Annotated in this window: 31 protein-coding genes; 1 reads left to right on the plus strand and 30 read right to left on the minus strand. The window is 31.8% G+C overall.

The window, feature by feature from the left end; translation table 11 throughout:
• Position 1: 1 nt before the first annotated feature.
• The 15 genes from spo0A to amaP form a co-directional block, all read right to left on the minus strand.
• A complete protein-coding gene (gene spo0A, locus Q2T46_RS01060) occupies positions 2 to 727 on the minus strand; it encodes a sporulation transcription factor Spo0A (RefSeq protein ID WP_398506846.1) in 726 nt (241 codons plus the stop codon).
• Positions 728 to 940: 213 nt separating this feature from the next.
• On the minus strand, positions 941 to 2,203 hold the full coding sequence (spoIVB, locus tag Q2T46_RS01065) for a SpoIVB peptidase (RefSeq protein WP_311062443.1): 1,263 nt from the start codon (positions 2,201 to 2,203) through the stop codon (positions 941 to 943).
• 163 nt (positions 2,204 to 2,366) lie between these two features.
• Positions 2,367 to 4,079, minus strand: coding sequence for a DNA repair protein RecN (gene recN, locus Q2T46_RS01070; RefSeq protein WP_311062293.1), 1,713 nt, complete (start codon positions 4,077 to 4,079; stop codon positions 2,367 to 2,369).
• A 22-nt stretch (positions 4,080 to 4,101) separates the two neighbouring features.
• Complete coding sequence (locus Q2T46_RS01075; RefSeq protein ID WP_303264631.1) at positions 4,102 to 4,554, minus strand: arginine repressor; 453 nt, start codon at positions 4,552 to 4,554, stop codon at positions 4,102 to 4,104.
• A gap of 14 nt (positions 4,555 to 4,568) precedes the next feature.
• Positions 4,569 to 5,432 (minus strand): NAD(+)/NADH kinase, encoded by an 864-nt coding sequence (locus tag Q2T46_RS01080; protein WP_303264630.1) that lies wholly within the window; start codon positions 5,430 to 5,432, stop codon positions 4,569 to 4,571.
• Positions 5,433 to 5,496: 64 nt separating this feature from the next.
• Complete coding sequence (locus Q2T46_RS01085; RefSeq protein WP_303264629.1) at positions 5,497 to 6,306, minus strand: TlyA family RNA methyltransferase; 810 nt, start codon at positions 6,304 to 6,306, stop codon at positions 5,497 to 5,499.
• Positions 6,303 to 8,159, minus strand: coding sequence for a 1-deoxy-D-xylulose-5-phosphate synthase (gene dxs, locus Q2T46_RS01090; protein WP_303264628.1), 1,857 nt, complete (start codon positions 8,157 to 8,159; stop codon positions 6,303 to 6,305). Before dxs ends, Q2T46_RS01085 begins: the two co-directional genes overlap by 4 nt.
• A gap of 9 nt (positions 8,160 to 8,168) precedes the next feature.
• Positions 8,169 to 8,753: a hypothetical protein gene (locus Q2T46_RS01095; RefSeq protein ID WP_303264627.1), complete on the minus strand. Its 585-nt coding sequence runs from the start codon at positions 8,751 to 8,753 to the stop codon at positions 8,169 to 8,171.
• Positions 8,754 to 9,478: 725 nt separating this feature from the next.
• On the minus strand, positions 9,479 to 10,360 hold the full coding sequence (locus Q2T46_RS01100; RefSeq protein ID WP_303264626.1) for a polyprenyl synthetase family protein: 882 nt from the start codon (positions 10,358 to 10,360) through the stop codon (positions 9,479 to 9,481).
• Entirely contained in the window at positions 10,353 to 10,583 is a 231-nt protein-coding gene (xseB, locus tag Q2T46_RS01105; protein ID WP_303264625.1) for an exodeoxyribonuclease VII small subunit, read from the minus strand. The genes Q2T46_RS01100 and xseB overlap by 8 nt, the downstream gene beginning before the upstream one ends.
• A complete protein-coding gene (gene xseA / locus Q2T46_RS01110; RefSeq protein ID WP_303264624.1) occupies positions 10,573 to 11,784 on the minus strand; it encodes an exodeoxyribonuclease VII large subunit in 1,212 nt (403 codons plus the stop codon). Before xseA ends, xseB begins: the two co-directional genes overlap by 11 nt.
• A complete protein-coding gene (locus tag Q2T46_RS01115; RefSeq protein WP_303265724.1) occupies positions 11,747 to 12,598 on the minus strand; it encodes a bifunctional 5,10-methylenetetrahydrofolate dehydrogenase/5,10-methenyltetrahydrofolate cyclohydrolase in 852 nt (283 codons plus the stop codon). The genes xseA and Q2T46_RS01115 overlap by 38 nt, the downstream gene beginning before the upstream one ends.
• Positions 12,588 to 13,010, minus strand: coding sequence for a transcription antitermination factor NusB (gene nusB, locus Q2T46_RS01120; protein ID WP_303264623.1), 423 nt, complete (start codon positions 13,008 to 13,010; stop codon positions 12,588 to 12,590). Before nusB ends, Q2T46_RS01115 begins: the two co-directional genes overlap by 11 nt.
• A 5-nt stretch (positions 13,011 to 13,015) precedes the next feature.
• Positions 13,016 to 13,252 (minus strand): DUF2273 domain-containing protein, encoded by a 237-nt coding sequence (locus tag Q2T46_RS01125; protein WP_303264622.1) that lies wholly within the window; start codon positions 13,250 to 13,252, stop codon positions 13,016 to 13,018.
• A 2-nt stretch (positions 13,253 to 13,254) separates the two neighbouring features.
• On the minus strand, positions 13,255 to 13,821 hold the full coding sequence (gene amaP / locus Q2T46_RS01130) for an alkaline shock response membrane anchor protein AmaP (protein ID WP_311062294.1): 567 nt from the start codon (positions 13,819 to 13,821) through the stop codon (positions 13,255 to 13,257).
• 284 nt (positions 13,822 to 14,105) lie between these two features.
• Here amaP and Q2T46_RS01135 point away from each other — a divergent pair, with 284 nt between their 5' ends.
• The gene (locus tag Q2T46_RS01135) at positions 14,106 to 15,350 is read left to right on the plus strand and encodes an IS110 family transposase (protein ID WP_045408655.1); all 1,245 of its coding nucleotides are present in this window, start codon (positions 14,106 to 14,108) and stop codon (positions 15,348 to 15,350) included.
• A gap of 156 nt (positions 15,351 to 15,506) precedes the next feature.
• Here the strand turns inward: Q2T46_RS01135 and Q2T46_RS01140 are convergent, their stop codons facing one another.
• From Q2T46_RS01140 to proB, 15 genes are all read right to left on the minus strand, one after another.
• Complete coding sequence (locus Q2T46_RS01140; protein ID WP_013297786.1) at positions 15,507 to 15,902, minus strand: Asp23/Gls24 family envelope stress response protein; 396 nt, start codon at positions 15,900 to 15,902, stop codon at positions 15,507 to 15,509.
• Between the two features lie 58 nt (positions 15,903 to 15,960).
• On the minus strand, positions 15,961 to 16,521 hold the full coding sequence (locus Q2T46_RS01145) for a SpoIIIAH-like family protein (RefSeq protein ID WP_303264620.1): 561 nt from the start codon (positions 16,519 to 16,521) through the stop codon (positions 15,961 to 15,963).
• Positions 16,522 to 16,540: 19 nt separating this feature from the next.
• Positions 16,541 to 17,116: a stage III sporulation protein AG gene (gene spoIIIAG, locus Q2T46_RS01150; RefSeq protein WP_303264619.1), complete on the minus strand. Its 576-nt coding sequence runs from the start codon at positions 17,114 to 17,116 to the stop codon at positions 16,541 to 16,543.
• 21 nt (positions 17,117 to 17,137) lie between these two features.
• Complete coding sequence (spoIIIAF, locus tag Q2T46_RS01155) at positions 17,138 to 17,728, minus strand: stage III sporulation protein AF (protein WP_303264618.1); 591 nt, start codon at positions 17,726 to 17,728, stop codon at positions 17,138 to 17,140.
• A 13-nt stretch (positions 17,729 to 17,741) separates the two neighbouring features.
• Positions 17,742 to 18,905, minus strand: a complete 1,164-nt coding sequence (gene spoIIIAE, locus Q2T46_RS01160) for a stage III sporulation protein AE (RefSeq protein ID WP_303264617.1) — start codon at positions 18,903 to 18,905, stop codon at positions 17,742 to 17,744.
• 10 nt (positions 18,906 to 18,915) lie between these two features.
• Entirely contained in the window at positions 18,916 to 19,302 is a 387-nt protein-coding gene (spoIIIAD, locus tag Q2T46_RS01165; RefSeq protein ID WP_303264616.1) for a stage III sporulation protein AD, read from the minus strand.
• Positions 19,303 to 19,334: 32 nt separating this feature from the next.
• Entirely contained in the window at positions 19,335 to 19,532 is a 198-nt protein-coding gene (spoIIIAC, locus tag Q2T46_RS01170) for a stage III sporulation protein AC (protein ID WP_094398066.1), read from the minus strand.
• 13 nt (positions 19,533 to 19,545) lie between these two features.
• Positions 19,546 to 20,061 (minus strand): stage III sporulation protein SpoIIIAB, encoded by a 516-nt coding sequence (spoIIIAB, locus tag Q2T46_RS01175; protein WP_303264615.1) that lies wholly within the window; start codon positions 20,059 to 20,061, stop codon positions 19,546 to 19,548.
• The gene (gene spoIIIAA, locus Q2T46_RS01180; RefSeq protein WP_303264614.1) at positions 20,058 to 21,059 is read right to left on the minus strand and encodes a stage III sporulation protein AA; all 1,002 of its coding nucleotides are present in this window, start codon (positions 21,057 to 21,059) and stop codon (positions 20,058 to 20,060) included. The genes spoIIIAB and spoIIIAA overlap by 4 nt, the downstream gene beginning before the upstream one ends.
• Before the next feature lie 108 nt (positions 21,060 to 21,167).
• Positions 21,168 to 21,566 carry a CD1247 N-terminal domain-containing protein gene (locus tag Q2T46_RS01185; RefSeq protein ID WP_303264613.1) on the minus strand — a complete coding sequence of 133 codons (399 nt, stop codon included), beginning with the start codon at positions 21,564 to 21,566 and terminating at the stop codon, positions 21,168 to 21,170.
• 45 nt (positions 21,567 to 21,611) lie between these two features.
• Positions 21,612 to 22,169 carry an elongation factor P gene (gene efp, locus Q2T46_RS01190; protein WP_209454766.1) on the minus strand — a complete coding sequence of 186 codons (558 nt, stop codon included), beginning with the start codon at positions 22,167 to 22,169 and terminating at the stop codon, positions 21,612 to 21,614.
• A 21-nt stretch (positions 22,170 to 22,190) separates the two neighbouring features.
• Positions 22,191 to 23,255, minus strand: a complete 1,065-nt coding sequence (locus Q2T46_RS01195) for a Xaa-Pro peptidase family protein (RefSeq protein WP_303264612.1) — start codon at positions 23,253 to 23,255, stop codon at positions 22,191 to 22,193.
• A 4-nt stretch (positions 23,256 to 23,259) separates the two neighbouring features.
• Complete coding sequence (aroQ, locus tag Q2T46_RS01200) at positions 23,260 to 23,706, minus strand: type II 3-dehydroquinate dehydratase (protein ID WP_015311534.1); 447 nt, start codon at positions 23,704 to 23,706, stop codon at positions 23,260 to 23,262.
• A 22-nt stretch (positions 23,707 to 23,728) separates the two neighbouring features.
• Positions 23,729 to 24,973 (minus strand): glutamate-5-semialdehyde dehydrogenase, encoded by a 1,245-nt coding sequence (locus tag Q2T46_RS01205; protein ID WP_303264611.1) that lies wholly within the window; start codon positions 24,971 to 24,973, stop codon positions 23,729 to 23,731.
• Positions 24,974 to 25,015: 42 nt separating this feature from the next.
• The gene (proB, locus tag Q2T46_RS01210; RefSeq protein WP_303264610.1) at positions 25,016 to 26,110 is read right to left on the minus strand and encodes a glutamate 5-kinase; all 1,095 of its coding nucleotides are present in this window, start codon (positions 26,108 to 26,110) and stop codon (positions 25,016 to 25,018) included.
• Between the last annotated feature and the right edge of the window lie 14 nt (positions 26,111 to 26,124).

Raw genomic sequence — 26,124 nt, forward strand, 5'->3', positions numbered from 1 at the left:
ATTAACTCACCTTTAAACTTAATCTTAATTTATCAGCGATAAGTGCTATAAACTCAGAATTTGTTGGCTTACCTTTTTCGTCATTTATTGTATAACCAAATAAGTCATTTAAAACATCAACTTTACCCCTGCTCCACGCAACTTCAATCGCATGTCTAATTGCTCGTTCTACTCTGCTGGGAGTCGTCTCATATTTTTCTGCTATTTTAGGGTATAACAATTTTGTTACTGAGTTTAGATATTCAATATTATTAATAACCAATGTAATCGCGTCTCTTAAGTATAAATAGCCTTTGATATGAGCTGGAATCCCTACATCATGTATAACCTGTGTAATCAAAGTCTCCAAATCAGCTGACCTTTTTTCTCCCATAACTGGCATAATAGCTTTTGTAACCACATCTGTTTGAAATTCCATTATTTCTATTATTCTCTTTGAAAGTAACTCCAAATCAAATGGTTTTAAAATATAATAATCTGCCCCAAGACTTATTGCCCTCTGTGTAATTTTTTCTTGTCCTACTGCTGAAAGTATTAATATTTTTGGCTTTTTAATTTTTAATTCATTTAGTTTCTCTAATACTCCAATACCATCTAAATACGGCATTATAATATCTAAAATTAATAAATCCAATTCATTATTTTGTATTAAATTTATTGCTTGATTGCCGTCATTCGATGTGCCTATTATCTCGATATTTTCTTTCGTCGATAAATAGTCCACCATGATACTAACAAATTCCTTATTATCATCACAAATCCCTAGTTTAATTTTTCTTAACAAGAAACGCCCCTCCTTATGCCTTTTTTATCCTTTTTTATTTATAAAAAACAAATCTATTTTATAATATTCTACAAAAAAATTTAATTTCCTTCTTTTAACAATAAAAATATTAGGGAAAATTTTCTTCCCCTAATTATTAAATACATTTTTGTCACTTTATAAATTTTTCATTTCATTTATCATCCATTCTGCATAGACAGCATATCCTTTCGAAGGATCATTAACAAATACATGTGTTATTGCACCAATAAGCTTTCCATTTTGTATTATTGGGCTTCCACTCATCCCCTGTACTATTCCCCCTGTCTTATTTAGCAAATTTTTATCTATAACTTTAATAATCATTCCTTTTTGATTTGGATTTTTCTGCTCAACTTTTTTTACAATTTGTATATCAAATTCTTTAACTCCTGTATTATCAATTGTCGTTAAAATTTTTGCTGGGCCCTCTTTAACTTGAGATTGAAAACCTATTGGTATCGGTTTTCTAACTATGTCATTTATACTATCATATACTTTGCCGTATATTCCATATTCAGTATTCTTTTCAATATTTCCTATATTATCAACCTCTTCTAAAAATATCCCCCTTAACTCTCCAGGACTGCTTCTTTTCCCCTTGCTTATAGACACTATTCTAGATTTCATCACTTGGCCATTATTCACAGATAATATATCTCCTGTATCAATGTCTGTAATTGCATGCCCTAAAGCTGCATAAAATCTTTTATCTGCAGAATAAAATGTTAGTGTTCCGATTCCAGCAGTGTGATCTCTCACCCACAATCCTAACTTGTATTTTTCATCTTCTTTAGCCAACACAGGGTGTATTTTAGCATATACAATATTACCTTTTCTATTTATCTTTAAAGTTACAGGCAAATCTTTTTGATTATTTATAATATTCGTGATATCATCAGCACAGCTAATCTTTATATTGTTAACCTCCAGTATAATGTCACCTATTTGTATTTTGCCCTCTCTATACGGGCTATAAATTCTGTCATCTGTGCCTATTATATCTGCGTATCCAACTACAAGTGCTCCTTTTGTATTGAGTCTGACTCCTATTGATTGCCCTCCTGGAATGACATTTATCGTTGGTATAACATCGACAGAAACATTTTTTATTGGCAAAATGCCAAATAGTTTAAGATTTATATTTACTTTTCCTCGATTTAATGTTTCCACATAAAATGGTCTTCCCAAATTTAGGATATTTTTATTGTCGTTATTAATAATTTTAACAATTCCTTTTTTGTCTGTATAAAAGCCGACTTTAAGAGGTAAATTAAAATTAAAATTTACCTTTTCTCCTTCAAAAATTTTAAAATAATTGGGAGTTTGGCAAATACCTTTAATTGCTGGTATATAATTAACATATATTATTAAAGCCGATAAAAAATAAAAATTAAATATTTAAATTTATTCCATTTCAATTTAATCACTCCCTCATTTAATTTTGCTAAGTTTAAATTAACCTTTTAATATGATTTATATACTGTCAATAAAAAGCTAGATTTCTAAGTTAATTAATAACTTTTTTCAAAAAATAAAAAAATACGGTCTTAAACCCGTATATCTATCTTTGACTTATAGAATTTTTATATTTCTGTGCCAAATCAATTAATTCTTTTGAATGATTATAAGTCGTATCTGTCATAATTGAACCGCTTATTATTCGTGATAATTCTTTTATTTTTCCTTCGTAATTAAGCTTTTCAATTTTTATATATGTTTTATCTTTATTAACTTCTTTTGTAATTTTATAATGTGCATCAGCCATAGATGTTATTTGAGGCAAATGTGTAACGCATATAACTTGATGATTTCTTGATATTAAAGCCATTTTCTCTGCAACTGCCTGTGCCGCTTTACCACTAATTCCCGTATCAACTTCGTCAAATATCAACGTTGAAATACCATCAAAATCTGCTAAAATTGTTTTAAGAGCCAGCATTATCCTAGATAACTCACCACCAGATGCTATCTTTTCAAGTGGTTTTAATGGTTCTCCAATGTTAGTTGAAATCAAAAATTCTACATCGTCCATTCCATTTTCGTTTGGTACATCTTTCTTTCTGATATCAACTTTGAATATTGTATTAGGCATATTCAGCTCACTTAATACAGTACTGACTTTCTTTTCTAGAAAATCTGCCACATTTTTTCTTTTCAGATGTAATTCATCAGACAATTCCTTTATCTTAGCCATTATTTTTTCTTTTTCTTCATTTATTTTATTAATTTCTTTCTCCGCATCTAACAATTTTAACAATTCATTATTTTTTTCCTCTTTATATTTAATTATTTCTTCTATCGTTCGTCCATATTTTCTTTTAAGATTATTTAACAAATCTAATCTTTTTTCTATTTCATTTAAATTTTCTGCATTAAAGTCAATATTTTCTACATAATCTCTTATTTGTAAAGAACAATCTTCCAATGTATATAAAATACTTTCAATCATATCTTTCAACTTCTCAAGCTTTTTGTCTATTCGTGATGAAGTATCTAAATTTTTTAAAACAGTACTAAGATTATCAATGATAGAAGTATTATCTTCTATACCTTTGTAAAGTAAATTATACGACTCATTCATATAATTAAATAGTTTTTCAGAGTTTATCAATATATTGCGCTTTTCAATCAAATCATCCTCTTCTTCTGGTTTGATGTTAGCTGATTCAATTTCATTTATTTGATATTTTAGAAGATCTATTCTTGATATTTTTTCTTTATCATCCAAATTAAATTCTTTTAATTTATTATTTAAAGAATTATATTTCCCCAGCAAATCCTTAATAATATTTTTTGTCTTAAAAAAATTTTTATCTTGAAAATTATCTAATATCGCCATATGTTTACTGTTATCAAGAAGAAACTGGTGCTCATGCTGCCCTAAAATGTCTACTAAATACGTTCCAAGTTTATTCAAAATAGATAATGGAACAATTCTGCCATTAACTCTGCAATAATTTCTTCCATTTTCAGTTATATCTCTACTTATTATCAGAGTATCATCTTCCTCATATTCGATACCAGCTTCATCAAGAATGTTATGTATTAAGTCCCTGTGGGAATTTATTAAAAATATACCTTCCACAGTCGCCTTTTGAGTACCATTCCGTATTATGTCTTTATTTGCCCTTCCACCTAGCAAAAGCATCATTGAATCAATAACAATAGATTTACCGGCACCTGTTTCTCCAGTAAGTATGTTTAAACCATCTTCAAATTTTATCTCAGCTTCTTCAATTAGCGCTATATTTTTTATGCTCAGTGCAAGGATCATCATAATCCCCCTCAAAAACTATTCATTTAATTAACTCATTAATTCTATCAATAATTTCTTTTACGGAATCTTCCGATCTTACTAACATAAATATGGTATTGTCACCAGCAAGTGTTCCCACAACTTCATTCCAGTTTAATGTATCCAATGCTTCCGCAGCCGCAGGTGCCGTGCCGGAAAGTGTCTTAATGACTATTGTGTTTCCGGCATAATCTATGCTTACAATTCCAGACAAAAGTGCAACTAATTTGTCAGTAACTTTATTATCCGGATTTTTCATAGATGCATACTTATATTTTTTACCATCAGCGCTCAATACTTTTATAAGCCTCAATTCTTTAATATCACGGGATACTGTCGCTTGAGTTACTTTTATCCCTTCTTTTTGAAGAGCATCAGCCAGCTCTTCCTGAGTTTCAATTTCATTTTTGCTTATTATCTCAAGAATTTTTGCGTGTCTAGCTAATTTCATCATTCTAACACTCCTCGTCATGTGTTAATATTTCTTTCTGATAATTTGCTACGCAATAAATCGAAAAAATTTGTGTTTTTAAGTCGTATCAAATTAGTATATTTATTACTCTTTCTTATATAAATATTATCACCACTGTCTAGTTTATAACCTTGCTGTCCATCGGTTGTTATCATTACATCTTGATTCTCTCCCACTATTACAAGCTTTATTCTATCTTTTTCTGATACAATTATTGAGCGCGAATGCAATGTATGAGGACATATTGGCGTTATGACAAACAATTCTAGGTTTGGATACACAATAGGTCCTCCTGCAGATAAAGAATACGCAGTCGAACCTGTTGGGCTGGATATAATAATTCCGTCAGCCAAATAAGTATTGACATATTGTTCATTTACAAATACTTTTAATTTTACCATCCTCGAAAAAGAACCCCTAGTTACAACAATATCATTTAAAGCAATAAAATTAACTACCTCCATATTATCTTTAACAACACTTGCTTCCAACATCATCCTTTTATCAATTGAAAATTCACCTTTGATTATCTTTTCCACAGCTTCATATATATTTTCATTGTCAACCTCTGCTAAAAATCCCAGATGCCCTAAATTAACGCCGAGAATTGGAGTCGAAAATGATGCACATTGTCTGGCAACGTTTAAAATCGTACCATCGCCACCCAAAGCTACAATGAAATCACTGATTTCAAAAATTTCTGAAGTATTTTTTCCATATTCGTCATAACCAATTTTCGATGCAATAACTTCATTTAAAACGGGATTATTACCATGTTCAATAATCCAACTGACAAGATTTTGGGTCATCCTTAAGTTTTTGTCTTTGTGTACATTAGGTATAACACAAATATTTTTCATTCCATCACCACATATTTAAAAACTTAAATTCATAATTCTACAAAACTTTTAAATATCCTTCTTTTTATAACTTTTTATTTTTATTAAGTACATCATGCGACATTTCTACTAATTTTTCAACATCAATTTCAATGAAATTAGTATCATTATTTTTTGCATAAATTAAATACTCAATATTTCCCTCTGGGCCTTTTATAGGAGAAAAAGTAATTCCATGTATACCAAACGATAGTCTTTCTAATACATCTATAACTTTTTTTATAACTTCTATATGGACATTTTTATCCTTAACAACACCATTTTTACCAACTTTTTCTCTCCCTGCTTCAAATTGAGGTTTAATGAGGGATATCAATTCACCACCGTCTTTTAAAAATTTCTTAACTGATGGTATTACAATTGCAAGTGATATAAAAGACACATCTATAGTCACTATATCGACAACATCAGGTAAATCATTAAGATAACGTATATTAGTTCTTTCCATGTTTATAACACGTTTATCATTTCTTAAGTTCCAGTCTAGCTGACCATATCCAACATCAATAGCATATACCTTTTTAGCTCCATTTTTTAATAAACAATCTGTAAACCCACCAGTAGATGCTCCAACATCCATTGCGATTTTATCTTTTACATCAATTTTAAAATATTTTATCGCTTTCTCAAGTTTTAAGCCTCCACGACTAACATAAGGGTTGGGTTTACCTTTTACTTCCAGTTTTGAATTAACACTAATCAAATCTCCAGCCTTATCTACCCTTTTGCCATCTGCAAATATTTCTCCTGCCATAATTGAAGCCTTAGCCTTTTCTCGAGATGTAAAAAAGCCTTTACTTACTAATAATATATCTGCTCTTTCTTTCCCTTTCATGATATCACCAATTCAATAATTTTTTCTGCCAGAGAATCACTATCTAATCCATACTTTTTAAATAGACTACCCACATCGCCATGCTCAATAAATTTGTCTGGAAAACCAAATCTATAGAACTTTTTATAAATATTGTTATCGCTTAAAAGTTCTAATATGGCACTACCTACTCCGCCTACTATTACATTATCTTCAACAGTAAATATATAATCAACTTTTTCTGAAATCTTCAATATCGTCTCAACATCAAGGGGCTTTGCAAATCTTAAATTTACTAGATATGGATTTACAGAATTTTTTTGAAGTTTATCTATAGCATCTATTGCAACGTTAACCATCCTACCAAGTGCAAAAATAGCCACATTACTACCTTCCTGTATAACTTCAGCTTTGCCTATTTTAAAACTCACTTTTCTTTTTGCATCATAGTCACCTGCATTTCCTTTTGGATACCTTATTGCACAAGGTCCCTGCATCATACTTGATAATTTAATCATTTCAACAAATTCATTGGCATCTTTAGGGGCCATAATAGTCATGTTCGGTATCATCCTTAGAAATGAAACATCAAACACACCTTGATGTGTTTCACCATCTTCTCCAACAAGACCTGCTCTATCTATCGCCAAAACTACAGGCAAATTTTGTATACATATATCATGTATTACTTGGTCAAATGCTCTTTGCAAAAACGTTGAATATACAGCAAAATATGGCTTATAACCATTGATGGCCATACCTGCTGCGAATGTGGCTGCATGTTGCTCTGCAATTCCTACATCATAAAATCTATTGGGAAATTTTTTAGCAAAATAGCTTAATCCCGTACCGTCAGGCATTGCAGCGGTTATCGCTACAATCTTATCATTTTTCGTAGCCAAATCTGTTAAAGTTTTACCAAATACATCAGAATATGTATCATAATTTTTCTTCCTAAACTCACCTGTAATAATATTAAATGGAGCTGCTGAATGAAATTTATCAGGGTTTTTTTCAGCAAACTCATAGCCTTTGCCTTTCTTTGTTATTACATGTATAAATATCGGCCCTTCCATTTTTTTTGCCCTTTTTAATACGTCAATTAGAGAATCAATATCATGGCCATCAATAGGTCCTAAATATGTAAATCCCATCTCTTCAAAAAACATACCGGGGACAAACAATTGTTTTATGGAATCTTTAATCTTCTCTATAGACTTGTGAATGCTTTTGCCTATTGGCGGTATCAAATTTAATATATTTTCCAAATCCCGTTTTAACTTAAAATAATTGGGATCCGTTCTCAATTTGCTTAAATACAGCGAAAGACTTCCAACGTTTTTTGATATTGACATTTCATTGTGATTCAATATTACGATTAGATTAGTTTTTGACCTGCCAGCATCGTTTAAAGCCTCAAAAGCCATGCCACCAGTAAGTGCCCCATCTCCAATAACAGATATTACAGAATATTTCTCTTTATTTAGATCCCTCGCTTTTGCTATTCCTAAAGCGGCAGATATAGATGTACTGCTGTGGCCTGTCTCAAATATATCATGTACACTTTCGTTTCTTTTTGGAAATCCTGATAATCCTCCAAATTTTCTTAACCCACCAAATAAATTACGCCTTCCAGTTAAAATCTTATGTACATAGCTCTGGTGACCAACATCCCAAATAATTTTATCTGTAGGTGAATCAAATACATAATGAAGTGCAATTGTTAACTCAACAACTCCAAGATTTGATGCAAGATGTCCACCTGTTTTTGATATTTGTTTTATTAAAAAACTACGTATCTCTTTTGATAAATCTTCTAGTTCAGCTAAACTGAATTTTTTAATATCATTTGGTGTATTAATTCTTTCGAGCATTTCGCCCACTCACTTTCTAGTTTTATTTCTCTTAGAATTAGAAGAAAAAAAATCTATACCTGTATATTTTTCAATCCAGGCTAGAAATATACCAACAGCAAATATGATAGACTGGCTCTCATGCATACCAAAATTTTTCCCTAAAGCTTTACCCCCAATTGTTACAGCAGATAATATCCCTCCAAATATAGTTGCGTATACAGTACTTCTTGCATCAGACAAAGATAATTTTGTAATAATACTGGTTAAAGCAGCCCCAGACACAATTCCGCATATATCGCCGATTATATCATTGCAAAAATTTGAAACAATATCTGCATTTCGTATCAATTTGATAGATTGTTTTGCACCAAAAACTTTATTTGACGCCATCGAATGAAAGGGCTCTTCAAATCCAGTTGCCACAGCAATACCTATAATATCAAATAAAATTCCTGTAAATACTATAACTAATAATACAAAAAAAGCAATTATTATATTGCTTTTTTTCAATAATATATCTGAAGAAAAATTCATAATAACTGCCAATACAAAGCTAAAAATAAAAGCATTTATAGTCCATTTATAATTTATATTAAGTTTTTTCGAGCGCATTAAAAAAATCCTCCCTATGTATTGAAGTGGTAGCATATTGAGTAAATTTTGTGGCTTAGGTCCAGCAGGATTTCCCATTCAGGCACCAACTGTCGCCAATTGGCGGTTTCCCTTTAAGCCTGAATCTACCTTGTCGCCAATGGTAGAACTGGATTACCACTTAGTCCACACTGTAATCCTCAATATGCCTCCTTCGAGCAGCCTAGGAGCTTTCCTCGACGGTTTGTTAATTCTTATCCTCTTTTGCAATTAAGGTTTCATCAGCAATAGCTTTAACTTAAGAGCTCGTTAAGTTAAAGTTCAGTCTGATAACCACCTTAATCACTCAAGGCAGGCTACACTACCCACAGCTTTATTACCGCATGGTAGGTTCACCCTATACCGTAGCATCATGCCACGTGAATAGGTCTCCACGAAAAGGGGGTCAATGCCCACATGCCATTGCAGGTTGCCCCTCTTTTCTTAACTCCCAGCACGAGCCCTCGATTGGGCATCAAAAGCCAGCACCAGGAACTTCATCGATATGCCTTTAACGGATTTTTAGGCCCGTCTTCAGAATTAACAATACCGACTAGGATACTGCACCACTTCATGTCGATATTGATTATAACATTTTTATTCAACACTATCAAATATCATAACTGTTCAGCTTTTGCTTCTAATGAGTGTTGATAATGTCTAAAAATATACTACATATATTAATTTAACATATCCTATGTTATGCTTTAGCTATCTCTATCTGCCATATATTTAGTAAGGCTTTTTAAAAATTCGCTCTTCTCTCCAAAATCATCTAATATTCTAATTGCACTTGCAGTTAATTCTTTAACTAAGCTTATAGATCGCTGAAGTCCAAATACACTTACAAACGTTGACTTGCCGTTTTCTAAATCACTTTTTGCATTTTTCCCAAGTTTTGATTCATCACCTAAAACATCTAAAATATCATCTTTTATCTGAAATGCCAAACCTATATATTTAGCATAATCACTTAATTTTTTAATTGTCTCATCATCAGCTCCACCCATTATTGCACCGGCAACAACAGAAGCCTTTATCAACGCACCTGTTTTATGATCATGCATAAATTTTAATTCTTCTTCAGTTATGTCTTTATTCTCAGACAATAAATCAACAACTTGGCCACCTATCATGCCATGGCATCCTGCAGCATGTGCAACCTCCTCTGTTGCTCTTAATATATTTTGGCAATTTGTTGAATCTAATGCATGATGTATTAATACCTCAAATCCGTAATTTAATAGAGCATCTCCGGCAAGAATTGCAAGTGCTTCACCATAAACCTTGTGATTGGTAGGTTTTCCACGCCTTAAATCATCATTATCCATAGCCGGCAAATCATCATGTATTAATGAATATGTATGTATAAATTCTATGGCACAAGCAACCGGCAGTGCATCATCTCTATCTCCTCCAACAAGTTCGCATGATGATATACATAATACTGGTCGAAGCCTCTTTCCACCAGCAAAAACACTGTACCTCATTGCATCATACAAAATTTCTGGTTTGTCATCTATATCTAATAGCTTATTTAATCCATTATTAATATATTCAATCTTTTCCATTAGAATGTCATCAAACATCTTTGTCCTCCTCTAAGTTAAAAGGTATTTCTTCATCGTTATTGACAAGCATAGTAATCTTGCCTTCAATATCATTTAATACATTATTTAATTTTTGGGATAATAAAAGACCTTCTTTAAATAGCTTAAAAGATTCTTCTAATGGCAAATTCCCCTTTTCTAGCTTTTTAACTATCTCCTCCAGCTTGTCCATATTTTTCTCAAAATCCATATTATCGCTCATATATTCTCACCTCATTAACAGTACATTTAGCTTCACCATCTTCAAATAACACGTATATTTTATCATTGGCAGAAAGATTCTCGACTTTTGTAATTGGCCTTATATTATCTTTATCCATTGTCAAAGTATAACCACGCTTTAAAACATTTAAAGGACTTAAAGTATTTAATTTGTCAATCAAACTTATATATTTAAACTTTTTATTGTTTATAACGCTGTAAATACTGTCTTCCATAATCCTATTTAAACTATTTAACCGTATTTTTAACTGCTGATTTTTGACAATTGGATTTTTACTCATAATTGATTTTTTTAAACTATTTAAATGATGCCTTTTATCTATAATTATAGACATTGCATAATGATATAAACTCCTTTTATAATTTTCTATTTTTTCATTATAAAAATTAACATCAGTTACAGCTAATTCGGCTGCAGCAGATGGTGTCGGTGCTCTTAAATCAGCAACAAAATCAGCAATCGTAAAATCAGTCTCATGTCCGACAGCAGATATTATAGGTATTCTAGAATTATAAATAGCTCTTGCTACTCTTTCTTCATTAAATGGATAAAAATCTTCAAATGAGCCTCCGCCTCTTCCTAATATAATTAAGTCTACATCATTTCTTCTATTTACTTTTTTTATTGCTTCTTCAATCTCCAATGAAGCTGAGCTGCCCTGGACCAAAATAGGAACCACCAATATATCTATAGATGGCTTCCTTCGTCTTAAAATATTTATTATGTCATGGATTGCTGCACCTGTTGGCGACGTTATTACGCCAATTTTATTAGGATTTTTAGGAATTGGTTTCTTTTTACCAGAATCGAATAATCCTTCGTTTCTAAGCTTTTGTTTTAATTTTTCAAAGGATAAAAAAAGTGCACCTGCTCCTTCAACATCAATTTTAGAAACAAGCAATTCGAAGGCGCCGCTTTTTTCATAAACAGATATTCTACCTGTTGCAATAACAGACATGCCATTTTTTACGTCGATTTTTAAATCATTAATATATTCCTCAAACATAACACATTTTAAAGATGAATATTCGTCCACCAATGTAAAATACAGTGCTTGTCCCCTAAAATGCAAATTCGATATTTCACCTTTTATCATTACATGTTTTAATATTATATCACTGCCAACTATGCTTTTTAAATAGTCATTGACTTGTTTTACTGTAAGTGTTTTTAATAGCATTCTTATATGCCTCCAACGTATTTAGTAAAACCATAGAAGTTGTAACCGGGCCAACGCCACCTGGAACAGGTGTTATGTATAAGCAGCGATTTTCTGCACTTTGAAAATCACAGTCTCCGTATACCTTACCGTCATACTCATTTATTCCAGCATCGATTAAAATAGCCCCTTCTTTTATCATATTTCCATTAATAAGATTTTTCTTCCCTGCTGCTAATATAAGCACATCTGCCATCTTAGTGTATCTTTGTAATTCTACAGTTTTAGAATGGCACTGAGTTACTGTCATATCAAGATCCAGCATAAGCTTAGCAACTGGTTTCCCTAGTATATTACTTCTTCCTACGATAACAGCATGTTTTCCAGTAAAGTTTATGTCTAGTTGTTTTAAAATCTCCAATATTGCACGTGGTGTACAAGGTAAGTAAAGAGGATTACCAGCAAATAACCGTCCCATGTTATAAGTTGATATGCAATCGACATCTTTAAGAGGATTAATAAGATCATAAGTTTTTTGTGCATTAAATGATTTTGGAAGAGGCATTTCTACAATTATGCCATGTATATTCTCATCGACATTTAATTCCTCCAACTTCTTTATAAATTTCTCTTCTTCACTTTCATTAAAAAAATATGTTGAAGCGTCAATACCTACACTTGCACAAGCTTTAACTTTGGCATTTGCATATATTTTAGATGCACTATCATTTCCAGCAATGAGAATTGCAAGCTTTGGCTTATAATTGTTTTCTTGAATTTCTGCTTTTATATTTTCTCTTATTCTTTTTGCAATCACTTTACCATCAATTATCATAATTATCACCATCATTATTAAAATCTTTTACTAAATTTCCTAGAATTCCATTTATAAAAGACGGTGATTTCTCAGTGCTGTACTTTTTTGCTATCTCAACTGCTTCATTAATAGAAACGCTATTAGGTATGTCATCACAATATAATATTTCATAGAAACTGCACCTCATTATTGCCAAATCAATTTTTGCAATTCTATTAATATCCCAATTTTTAAGATACTTCTTTATCCTATCGTCAATATTATTTACATTCTCAACTATCCCATAAAATGTTTTTTCTATATAATCTTTTTCTTCTTCAGGATCATTATTCTCAAAAAATTTATTTAAAATGTCAGAAGGTTTAGACTTTGATACATCAAATTGATACAATAGTTTTACTAACCACTCTCTTGCTTGAGTTCTATTCACATCTTTCAACTCCTCTTATTCAATTTTCCAATTAATCTATATATAAAATCACTAAAATCATTTAAAGTCCCAGAATCAAATTTATATCCAATATAATAACCTAAAAAAATACATAAACAAATAAACAAAGTTTTAATAAAGCCTAAAAAGATAATAAATAAAGATATAATTAGTCCAAGTACGATCCCTACTATTTTTCCAAAATGTCTACGAATTAATACCAGCAATTCTTCTCTGCTCATAATTATTCTACCCTCATTTTCAAAGTTGAACTCAAATTTACTACATTTACCTTTACGCTATCGATATAAGCAGCTGTCGTATTCTCTATATAACTTTTTACATCTTTCTGTAGTTTTTCGGCAACCTCCGGTATATTAACGTCTGATGAAACAGTTACATCAATAGAAATTGATATTTTCTCATTAACTTTTGAAACATAGATCTTTTGTGTATTTATTCCATCATGTGTTCTTGCTTTTTTCTCTACAAGATTAGCAATAGTATTAAATGAAACAGAAATATTTCCATAATTGCTAGTTAAAATAATCGAAGCTACAGAATCAGATTTCTTATTTAATTCAGACATAATAAAAATTATGCAAGCAATTATTAAAAGTATACCCGATACACTGTAAACATAGTTTTGACCTTGAAGTTGAAATATTTTTATAAACTTATACGGATCAATTAAATTAAACCCCAAACCAATGAATAAAATGGATAGTGCCATTATGATAATTATAAATATCATTAATAACATTTTATCAACTAATTTCATTTTTATAATCATTCCTTTCGCTTCGCTCAAGGCACAAAACGTAATGAAATGTGCCACTTCGAGCTAATTTTGTTCTATAATTATGTCATAGGGATACCAGTAAACTACAAATCACGGGGAGGTGAGTGGTTTGCTACACTTATGTAGTGACCGCATTTTTATATGTGTAGATTGTCTTTCCAAGCACAAATAAGTGTGCTACTGAGCACGTAACCTTATCTTTGTTTAAACATTCTCGTTTAATGCTAGACAATCAGTCAATGCTGTCTATCCCTTTAATTTTTAGAACCTATCGGTTTAGAAAGGAGTTCCCTATGGCTTTAAAAATCGTGTATAAAATCTGTTGTGGAATTGATGTACACAAAACCTTTGTGGTTGCATGTATTGCTTCCACTAATTCTAATGGAATTACCACCTATAAAAGCCATCGCTTTTCTACCTACACGAAGGGTTTAAGAGAGCTGTTACAATGGCTTTTGGACAATAACTGCAAGGATGTTTGCATGGAATCTACCGGGAAATACTGGATTCCTGTGTTTAATATATTAGAAAGCTCCTGCAACATCATACTTGCACATCCTAAATATGTTAAGGCTATTCGTGGTAAAAAAACTGACAAGAAAGATGCAAAATGGATTGCTGACCTGTTTAAGCATGATCTTGTTGCCGCTAGCTTTATGCCTCCCGCTGATATTAGACAACTTCGTGACTTAATGCGCTATCGCTTTAAGCTTATTTGCTTTATGTCTAGCGAAAAGAACAGACTCCAAAATTGTCTCACGGTTTCTAACATACAGTTAGGAAACATTGTTTCAGATACTTTCGGTAAAAGTTCTCAAAAGATAATTGATAAGCTTCTAGAAAATCCTCTTGATACTTCCTTTGATATTGGATCTTTAATTCATGGTTCTATGCTAAAAAAACTCCCTGAGCTGGAACTCGCTGTTGATGGTTATATTACACCTGAACAAGCTGGAAAATTAAAGATCATCAAAGGACATTTTGAAGATTTGGAATCCCGGAAAGCAGAGTTAGAAAAACTAATTCTTGCGCTCGCTGCGCCTTATCAACAAGAACTAGACATAATTCTAACCGCTCCATCGTTTAAAAATATTTTCTCGGCTATTACTGTAATATCTGAAATCGGCGTAAATATGGAGGCTTTTCCTTCAGCGAAACACTTATGCTCATGGGCTGGACTCACTCCAACTAACAATGAGAGTGCAGGCAAGAAAAAATCTGTCCGGGTTTCCAAAGCAGGATGTTACATTAAGCCGCTTCTTGTGCAGTGTGCTAACTCTGTAGTTAAAAGCGAGAAACATCCTGAAATTCGTAACCGCTATTTGCGCATCAAAAAGCGTCGCGGCCACAAGAAAGCAATCATTGCTATTGCAAGAATGCTTCTTACAGCATTATACAACATGTTGAAGAAGAAAGAACCATATAATGCTGAATTATATAAAAAATCTGATGCTTTTCCCGCAAAACGCGAGATTACGGTTGAGCAAGCTATACTATTAGCTCAACTTCAAGGCTATAAAATAAAGCCAGCTATTTAGCATTAACACTTACTTCGATATTTAATTTTTAAAAAGTCATCAAAAGATGGCTTGTTTGCTATGCCATTTTATTCTTATTGCAATTTGTACTTTTAATTTCAACCTTATTGTTCCTCCATACTAAAATTAACCCTCTGGGATAAGAGGGTTTAAATACTATTTATTTTCTTTAGGGGGTTCTTTAGATTTTTGTTCTTTTTCCATGTTAACACCTTGAACATGTATATTTACTTCAACTGCTTTAAGACCAGTCATTGTTTCTATCGCCTTTTTTACATTTTCTTGGACATTCCATGCAATTTCAGGTATTCTTACCCCATAGTCAACTACAATATACAAATCAACTGCAGCTTCCTTTTCACCAACTTGAACTTTGACGCCTTTTGATAAATTTTTACGTCCAAGCATTTCAGTAATGCCGTTTACAACACCACCACTCATTCCTGCAACACCTGGAACTTCTGTTGCAGCTAATCCTGCTATTACCGCAACCACATCATCTGATATTTTAATTGTACCAAATTCAAGCTCTTGGCTTATATTTTCCTCCATAATAACACTTCCTTTCAATAAATATTATAGCAGACAACCATGTATTTTACAATTATAACTAATTCATTCTGTTCATGATTTTTATGTTGTCAAGAGGAAAGCCAGTTTGCTGTGAAACTACATCTTGAATTTTTGCAACTTCATCTTCAGATAATTTATCTGCTTGTACTATAACATTCGCTGTATTATTGTCTATTAATACTATAGCGTCTTGAAATCCCTTTGCTTTAATTAAATTTTCTAAAATCAATTCTTTTTGATTTGTTTCAGTTAACTTGATAATCTGTTTCTGTGCTTCATCTCTAGTCTCTTGGCTAGTATTTTTATTATTTACTATTTCTTGCAATGCTTCCAAGCTACGGCTCCTATTGACATCTCTGTCTTGCCTATATGATGAAAATAATCCACTCGATAATGCTGTCATAGCTTCTGACTGGTTATTTGAGGATGTAGAACTTGAAGCCTGGTTTTTATCTATTATTTGCGTATTTAAATCATTGCTTTTACTTGAAGCATTTTTATTTATTCCATTTTGATAGCTATAATTAATAACAAAAGCTATTGCTATAAGCAAGACCAAAGATGCAATTGCTATAGATTTTTTCTTTAAATACATCATAGTATAACCTCCTAAAATTTTATTTTGAAGATACTACTTTAACCTTATACGCTGGAATTCCCAATGCCGTCTCCACAGATGTCATAAGTTCATATTGAACATTGGGATCTTTCGCACCATCTGCTACAACAACAACACCTCTTATCTCTGGCATCACCTTTTTTAAAATCATCGGTTGATTTTCTCCGCTTGTAGTTTGTGATGTTACAATTTTGTTATTTGTTTCGCTCTGAATGGTTGTTCTTGTTCCACCATTGCTGTCTTTTTCATTTGTAGTAGTTTCTGACTGAACTGTATCCATAGCCGCTACTACTTCTTCATCAGAATCTAAAGTAACTAAAACATCCACATTGCCTGCTCCGTGAATTTTTGACAAAATATTCTTTAATTCTAATTCCAGTTGACTTGCATAATCATCATTTGTAACTTGTTTTACAACCATTTGTTTATCTGAATCTTTATTTGTAGGTTTGGGCTTAAAAAATATGCTGGCCCCTATTAAAATAATCAAACCAATAATGAAAATTACTGTTAAATCTTGGATGGTCTTATTATCCGCCTTCAAAATTTTTTGCTTTAGTTTATTCAAATCCACAATTTATCCCCCTTTCATTTTTTATCTTTCCTCTATAGTTATATTCTTTAATGGTACATTATAGAATTTACTTATATCATTTTTAATGTCATCCAATATCTGTTCTTTTTCATCAAATTTACTTGTATCTATTATAATTTTTCCGTCATTTATATCATTAACCATTTTGTATTTAACGTTTGAAAGTACTACATGTATATTTTTTATGGCACCAAAATTTTTATCGTTTAAATCTTCATTTATTGATGATTCTATTTCTACATCAGAGGCATCTATTACATCTAATACTTTTTCTTTTATTTGTTCATTCAATCTTTTTTTGTATTCAGCAACTATAAGCTTATTTCTCTCTACTTCAGCTTGTTTAGTCATGGAATTAATATCTATGTTGTTGTAATTATACTCCTTTTCCAATGTACTATTTATATCAACTCCATTCTTCAAAAAACCTAAAATGGGATTGATAATGGCAATCATGATTGTCAATCCTATTACAACTTTCACGTATTTTTTCATATTCGAAGATGGAATCAAAAGTTCGAATACAATAGCTAAGATTGAAATATATGCTATTTGAAGTATCCAATTTTTTACCATTTCCACATCATGCATCCCCTTTTAGCCTTTATCTCATCATTATGCTAATACTAGATGCATTTATTACAGCAGTTATCGATAAAAACATCATTACAGTTACAGATACCAATGCTGCAAATACATATGCGATAGATGTAGTAAGATCAGATATAAAATCGACTATTCTTTTGTCAGCTATTGGCTCTATTACAGCTGCAGAAAATTTATATATTAACATTACTGAAAATATCTTAATAATCGGGATAATAGCTATTAAAATTATAGAAACAAGTCCAAAAGTACTTATCGCCCCCTTTATTAAAAGCGATGCGCTCATAATAGTATCGATGCTATCTGATAATATACTGCCAACAACAGGCAAGAATGCACCTACTGCATACTTTGTCGTTCTCGATATTGCACCGTCTGCTATAGATGATGTTATCCCTTGAATCGTTATAACACCTATAAAAATACTAAGTAAAATCGAAATGGCTGCGGTACAAATAGTTTTAAAAAAATCTGCAAGCTTATCTAAAGTAAACTTATCGGAAATACGACTTATCACTTTCACTACTGTCATAAATAGTATTGCAGGAAGAATAAAGTCCTTGATTTCTTTAGCTGTAAATTCCACTACCATTATTAACGCAGGTTGAAAAAAAGATGCCGATGCAAAAGCTCCAACGGAAGCCAACATTGTAATCAAAATTGGCAAAATCGCCTGCATAAAATTTACCATACTATCTATTGCACCTCTTCCGATGTTTAAAACGCTTGTGAAACTTTTTATTGCTACTATAACTAAAACTGCATATACAGCTATATGTGCAATTTGACTTATGCCATCATTTCCAAAAGAATTTTCTAAATTTGTCAATACCGCACTAATTATTGCTAACAATATAAGCTGAATAAAAATATCTAATGATGATTTAACTTCATTAAAAAGAATTTTTAATATATTGCTGATAATGTCTCTTATATTAAATGTTTCTTTTCCATTTAAAACATTTATAATATATGTTTTAACATCTGTTATTGGAAATATATTTCCATTTTCCTCGTTTATTTCTTTGATCAATGAATCAATTTGACTAGTATCAGCATTTTGTATTTGGCTATACAAATCATCATTCGTATCAGCATATGTTTTAATTGGAAATATAAATATTATTATTGAAACTAATATTAAAAATAAAATTTTTCTCACGTTTTTCACCTCACGGCATTATAGAGACTATCGTATCAACAAGTGCTATTATTATAGGAAGTGATAAAAAGACAATTATTATTTTCGCTGCTAACTCTATCTTAGTTGCTATATTTTTTTCATTAGCATCATTTGAAAGCTGAACTCCAAATTCCGCAATATAGGCAATACCAATTATTTTAAGGATTGTTTTAACATATATATTGTTAATGCCGCTTTTATCAGCGATAGTATTTAAAACTGTTATTATATTGCTAATTTTAGGAATTACCATAAAAAATATAAGTATGCTGGCAATTAAACTTATTATCACTGCAAGGTCTTTGTTAGTTTCTCTCAATATTGAAAGAATAATAATACATATAATGCCTATGGCTACAATTTGAACAATTTCCATAGAAACAATTCCCTTCGTATATTTTCTCCTTTTTAATACAGTTGAAAGATACTCTTGACTGCCGTAAATAAATTGTTTATCATTGTTATCACCATCATCAATACCACTACTACACCTGCCAGTGTAACCATCATCGCTTGCTCTTCTCTCCCTGATCTAATCAATATTTGATTAAGTACAGTTACTAAAATTCCGATCGCAGCTATCTTAAAAATTACATCTATGCTCAAAACTACAACCTCCTCACAAAAATATGATAATTACTGCTATGCCTACCAATACACCAAGATTTTTATATAGTTTTTCATTTTTTTTACTCAATTCTTCCGCATCACTAAGTTGCTTTTTAAGCAATTCAGATGTAAACTTAAAATTCTTTTCCTGATTATATATATCAGAATTTCCAAGTCCTTTTCCAAACGATTTTAATATTCTTATATCATCTCGATTTAAGTTAAGGTCTCCCACCTTATCAAGTGCAATTTCCCATGCCTCACTAGCCGTATATCCCTCGTTAGAATTTAAAATTTGAGACGCTATTAAAAAAAGCTTCCCAATACCTGATTCAGATGTTTCTGATAATTTGGCAAATGCTTCTGATAAAGTTATTTGGTTATATGTAATTTCAGTAATCAAAATGTTAAGGCTTGATAAAATAGCTCTTATTGTCCGCCTTCTCAACGTATATTTAAGTGATTTTAAATACCCTATCAAAGCTGATGAAATTAGAACCATGATCATTCCTATAATTTTTATCATAATAAACTACATTCCTTTCTATATGGTCCTTTAAAAATAGCCTTAAATTCTTTATCAAGAATGGCATCAATTGTACCGGCCCCTAATTTTCTGCTAAGAATTACGTACCTGTCAAACTCTCTGTTGTTTAGCATATCACATATGTATTTTTTTCTCATTATATCTTCTACATTGTTGCCGTGTACCGTAGTAATTATATTTACTCCTGCATTTAATGCTTCATGTATAGCTAAAATATCTTCTATTTTCCCTATCTCATCGGTTATTATAACTTTTGGAGACATAGACCTTATCATCATTAAAATCCCAATATGTTTTGGACATGAATCTAACACATCAGTACGGTATCCTACATCATTCTGTGGATTGCCTTTAAAACATGCGGCAATTTCTGATCTCTCATCAATTATTGATACATTTTCTCCATTAAAATCCAAACTCTTTATCCCATTACTAATATTGCGGGCTATATCCCTAAGCAATGTTGTTTTCCCACATTGTGGAGGCGAAATTATCAACGTATTGTACACAATATTGGGATATTTTATAATATACTTCATTATTTCATCAGATGCCCCTATACATTGGCGCACTATTCTATAATTAAAGCCTGAAATATTTATAATCGTTTTTATCGATCCATTTTCAAGAACGCATTTTCCACAAATTCCAACTCTATATCCGCCCTTTAATGTTATGTATCCATTTTTAATCTCATTTTCGAAAGCATATATTGAAGATTTTGATATAAGTTGCAATGCTTTTTCACAGTCTTCATTTGTTACTATGTACGCTAATTTTGGATAGTTAACAATCTTTCCATAAATCGATAGAAATTTTTCTTGATTATCTACATGAATCATCAATGGTTTATCTATTCTGAGTCTTATTTCCTCTAAACTTTCTTTCAAATTATCATCAAGTTTGTTGATTATATTTCTAACAGTAAATGGCAATGAATACAGTAACTCATCATAATTTTTGCTTTTGTTTATCATTACATGTCCTCCTCTCTATAAAAATTATATTTACGACTGTATATATTTATGAATAAAAAAATACCCACTAAAATAATTTAGTGAGTATTTTTTACATTGGTCTATGGTCTATTCTTTATCATCATCTTCATAAATAACTACATCTTTTACATTGATCGTTTCATCACAATGAGGACATACTATTTCTGCATCTTCATCATCAAGAAGTTCATCTTCTACGCTCATAAGCATATGGCATTTTGGACATTCAACTTCAACATAATCATATTCGTCGTCAGACTCATCATCGTAAATTTCATCTTCCACTTCTGACAAATCTTCGTCGATGGCGCCTACATAATCATCAAGTTCTGATTGCGAGGCTTCTAAGTCATTTATAGCATCTGCAAAGTCTTCCAGTGCATCGATTATAGCAATCAATACTCTGCCCTCTTTAGTCTTTTCATCAATCTCCAAGCCATCCACGAGACCTCGTAAATAGGATATGCGCTCATATAAATACTCCATCTTACATACCTCCTCCTTTACTATTATTTTTTAAAATGGCTAAAACTATACTCTTTCCAGATATTCTGATGTTCTTGTGTCTATCTTTATTACATCTCCCTGATTGACAAATAAAGGCACTTGTATTATAGCTCCTGTTTCAACTTTAGCTGGTTTTGAACCACCTGTTGCAGTATCGCCTTTAAATCCAGGTTCAGTTTCAACTACTTCCAACTCTACAAAAGTAGGAGGTTCTACTGAAAATGCCTCTCCTTTATAGAATTTTATAGTTGCTATCATGTTTTCTTTTAAAAATTTCATTGCATCTTCAACTTTATCGTAATTTAAAGGAATTTGCTCATATGTCTCAGTGTCCATGAAATAATAAAGGTTTCCATCATTGTAAAGATACTGCATATCCTTTCGTTCTATTACTGCTTCGTCAACTTTCTCAGTTGGATTAAAGGTTCTTTCAACGACAGCTCCTGTTATTACGTTTTTTAACCTTGTTCTAACAAAAGCAGCTCCTTTACCTGGTTTTACGTGTTGAAAATCAACAACCGTAAAAACCTGACCATCAATGTCAATAGTCATTCCTTTTCTAAATTCTCCTGCTGATACCAATTAAAATCCCTCCATCATTTGTTAAACTTCAATTAGTTCTTTTGGCGAATTTGTCAAATCAATAACGCCACCCTCTTTTAATAATACCATATCTTCTATTCTAACGCCATAGAGTTCAGGAATATATATCCCTGGTTCCACTGTGACAACCATGCCTGATTTTAATAAATTAGTTCCTCTCGGCCCCATAAACGGCTTTTCATGTATTTCAAGGCCAACACCATGTCCTAAAGAATGGCCGAAGTAATCACCATAGCCTCTCTCAATAATTACCTTTCTTGCAAGATAGTCTCCATCTTTTTCTATCATACCCGATTTTAGATTATTAATTGCATTGATTTGAGCTTCTAAAACAGTATTATAAATTTTTCTCTGCTTTTCATTGGCCCTGCCAACGACAATTGTCCTAGTCATGTCAGAGCAATATCCATTTACTTTGCAGCCGTAATCAAAAGTAACAAAATCCCCATTTTCAATAACCTTATCTGAAGCTTTTCCATGAGGCATTGAGGACCTTTTCCCCGAAGCGACTATAAAATCAAATGATTTATCATCTGCTCCAAGTTTTTTCATGTAATATTCCATCTCTATGGCAACATCTTTTTCTTTCATTCCAGGTTTTACAAAATTAATAAAATATTTGAAAGTTTCATCTGTAATAAATTGAGCTTTTTTTATGTTTTCTATTTCAGTATCATCCTTAATTTCTCTTAGACTTTCTACAAAGCTATTTTCTGGCTTCATAACTACATTCAACATGTTGTTCAATTTATTGTACTGTTCAAAAATAATATAGTTTTCTTCAAATCCAAGTTTATTAATGCCCATCATATTTACACAGTCTTTTACTGATTCAAATATATCCGATTTGTGTTCAATTATTTTAAAATCTTCGATTTCATGAGACGCTTGTTCTGTATACCTCGAATCAGTTATAAAATAAGACTCGTTTAAGCTTATTATCGCTATGCTATCATCACCTGTAAATCCAGTTAAATATGTTACATTTACAGGTTTAAACACAATAAAACCATCCAACTCTTTTTCAATCAACAGCCTTTTTGCTGCATCTAATCTATTATTCAAATTATCACTCCTTTAGATTGTCTTCTAATAATTTAACTGCATTTAAAGCAAGGACATAGCTGTACGGTCCAAAGCCCGATATTTGCCCAAGACACCTTGTTGCAGTCACTGAAACGTGTCTAAAGTCTTCACGTTTTTGTATATTAGAAAGATGTACTTCTATTACAGGAATATCTATAGCGCCTATAGCATCCATTATCGCATAGCTATAATGTGAATAAGCACCAGGATTTATTATTATTGCATCAAAATTATTCTTTGCAGAATGAATAAAATCTATTATCTCTCCTTCACTATTCGATTGCTGTATCTTTACTGCCAGATCAAGTTTTGAAGCTTCTCTTTTTATGATATTATTTATTTCTTCAAAACTAACTTCTCCATAAATATCCGTTTCCCTACTGCCAGTCAAATTTAAATTTGGACCATGTATAATAAGAACTCTCTTCATCACAAAAACCTCACTTTAAAGTTTATTCTCTTATATGCCCATTTCCTAAAATCACGTATTTGTATGTCGTCAATTCTTTAAGACCCATAGGGCCCCTTGCATGCATCTTTTGTGTACTTATGCCTATTTCAGCACCAAACCCAAACTCTCCACCATCAGTAAATCTAGTTGAAGCATTGACGTACACTGCTGCAGAATCAATAGATTTTATAAATTTCATTGCATTTGTATAATTTTCTGTCACTATGCTTTCAGAATGTCCAGAGGAATATTTATTTATATGTTCAATAGCACTGTCAACATCTTCTACAATCTTAACGGCAAGTACCAAGTCGAGATATTCTGTTTTCCAATCATCTTCATTTGCTTCTTTTACATCAGGACATATCGATCTAGTTGTTTCACAGCCACGTATTTCAACACCTAAAGATGTAAGTTTTTCTACCATGATTGGCAAAAACTTTTCTGCCATCTCTCTATGTATAAGAACCTTCTCAATGGCATTGCATACGCCTGGCCTTTGAGTTTTTGCATTTACAATAATTTTGAGAGCCTTTTCTAAATCAGCGTATGAATCAACAAAAACATGGCAATTGCCAACACCGGTTTCTATAACCGGAACTGTAGAATTTTTTATGACATTCTGAATTAAATTAGCACCACCTCTTGGTATAAGCAAATCGATCTTGCCATTTAATTTCATCATGCGGTTAACTTCTTCTCTGTCTGTATTCTCAATAAGTTGTATTGCACCTTTTGGAACTCCAGATTCTTCTGCAGCTTTAGCAATCACTTCAACAATAGCTATATTAGAATTTAATGCGTCACTGCCGCCTTTCAATATAACTGCATTCCCAGACTTTAAACAAAGCCCTGCAGCATCGGCTGTGACATTTGGCCTTGACTCGTAAATTATTCCTATTACACCAATAGGACAACGCATTCTACCAATCTGAAGTCCATTTGGCCTTTTCCACATTTCCTCTATAGCTCCAACAGGGTCCGGTAATGCAGATATTTCTAAAAGTCCATTGGCCATGCCTTCTATACGCTTTTCGTTTAATCTAAGCCTGTCTATCAAAGATTCTTTAACGCCTTTATTTTCTGCTGCTAAAATATCCTTCTCATTTGCTTCTAATATTCTGTCTTTACTGTTTATAAGCTCATCAGCCATATTTTTAAGAGCTTCATTTTTAACATTTTCATCAAGCATAGCTAATCTTCTTGACGCACTTTTAGCAATATCAGCCTTTATTTCAACTTCCATGTACTAAGCCTCCTTAAACAATATTTTATTATACAGTATAAACTAGCTCATAACAACTAGATTGTCTCTATGAATAACTTCATCATAATTTTTATAACCTAAAATCTTCTCAATCTCAGTAGATTTTAATCCCTTTATTTTATCAACTTCTGCTATTGTGTAATTAATCAAACCTCTTGCAATTTCTTTACCATCAATATCAACTATCGATACACAATCACCTACAGAATATTCACCGGTAGTAGATATTATGCCGCTAGGTAATAAGCTTTTTCCTTTATTTAATATAGCTTGTTTTGCTCCGTCATCAATAACCAGCTTACCAGACAAATGTGCATTAAATGCTATCCATACTTTTCGATTGCTAATGGGATTTTGAGCTGTCATAAACAGGGTGCCTATCTTTTCCCCATTGGCAATTCTATTTAACACATTATCAAGTTTACCATTAGCTATAACCATTTTAACACCTGAATTATAGCATATTTTTGCTGCCTGAATTTTTGTATACATACCGCCAGTGCCAAAATTTGTACCAGTTCCTCCAGCTATTTCAAACAGCTTATCTGAAAATTCTTCTACGACATCTATTAATTTTGCATTAGGTTCTTTAGGGTCCTTGTCATATAACCCATCGATATCCGTCAATATAATAAGAAGATCTGCCTCAATAATACTTGCAACTAGTGCTGATAATGTATCATTATCGCCTATTTTTATCTCATCAACAGTAACCGTGTCATTTTCATTTATAATAGGTACTACATTATACTTTAATAAATTTGACAATGTATAGCTAATGTTCAAATACCTATCTCTTATAGAAAAATCATCTTTTGTCAGCAAAAGCTGTGCTGTCGTCTTGCCATACTCATTAAAAAATTTCTCATATAGTTCTATAAGCAAGCCTTGACCTATTGCTGCTAATGACTGCTTTTCAGGCAACGTTTTTGGTTTTTTCGTTATATTAAGTTTTCCCATCCCAGCACCAATTGCACCTGATGTAACGAGTATTACTTTATCGCCTCTATTTTGCAAATTAGAAATCTGTCTTGATATTTTTTCCATCATTTCTAAATTAAGCTGCCCATTTTCGTATGTCAATGTACTTGTTCCTACTTTTACAACTATTTTCATAATCATCTGCCCTC

Origin of the sequence: Thermoanaerobacterium sp. CMT5567-10 (assembly GCF_030534315.2) — a bacterium.
GTDB lineage: Bacteria > Bacillota > Thermoanaerobacteria > Thermoanaerobacterales > Thermoanaerobacteraceae > Thermoanaerobacterium.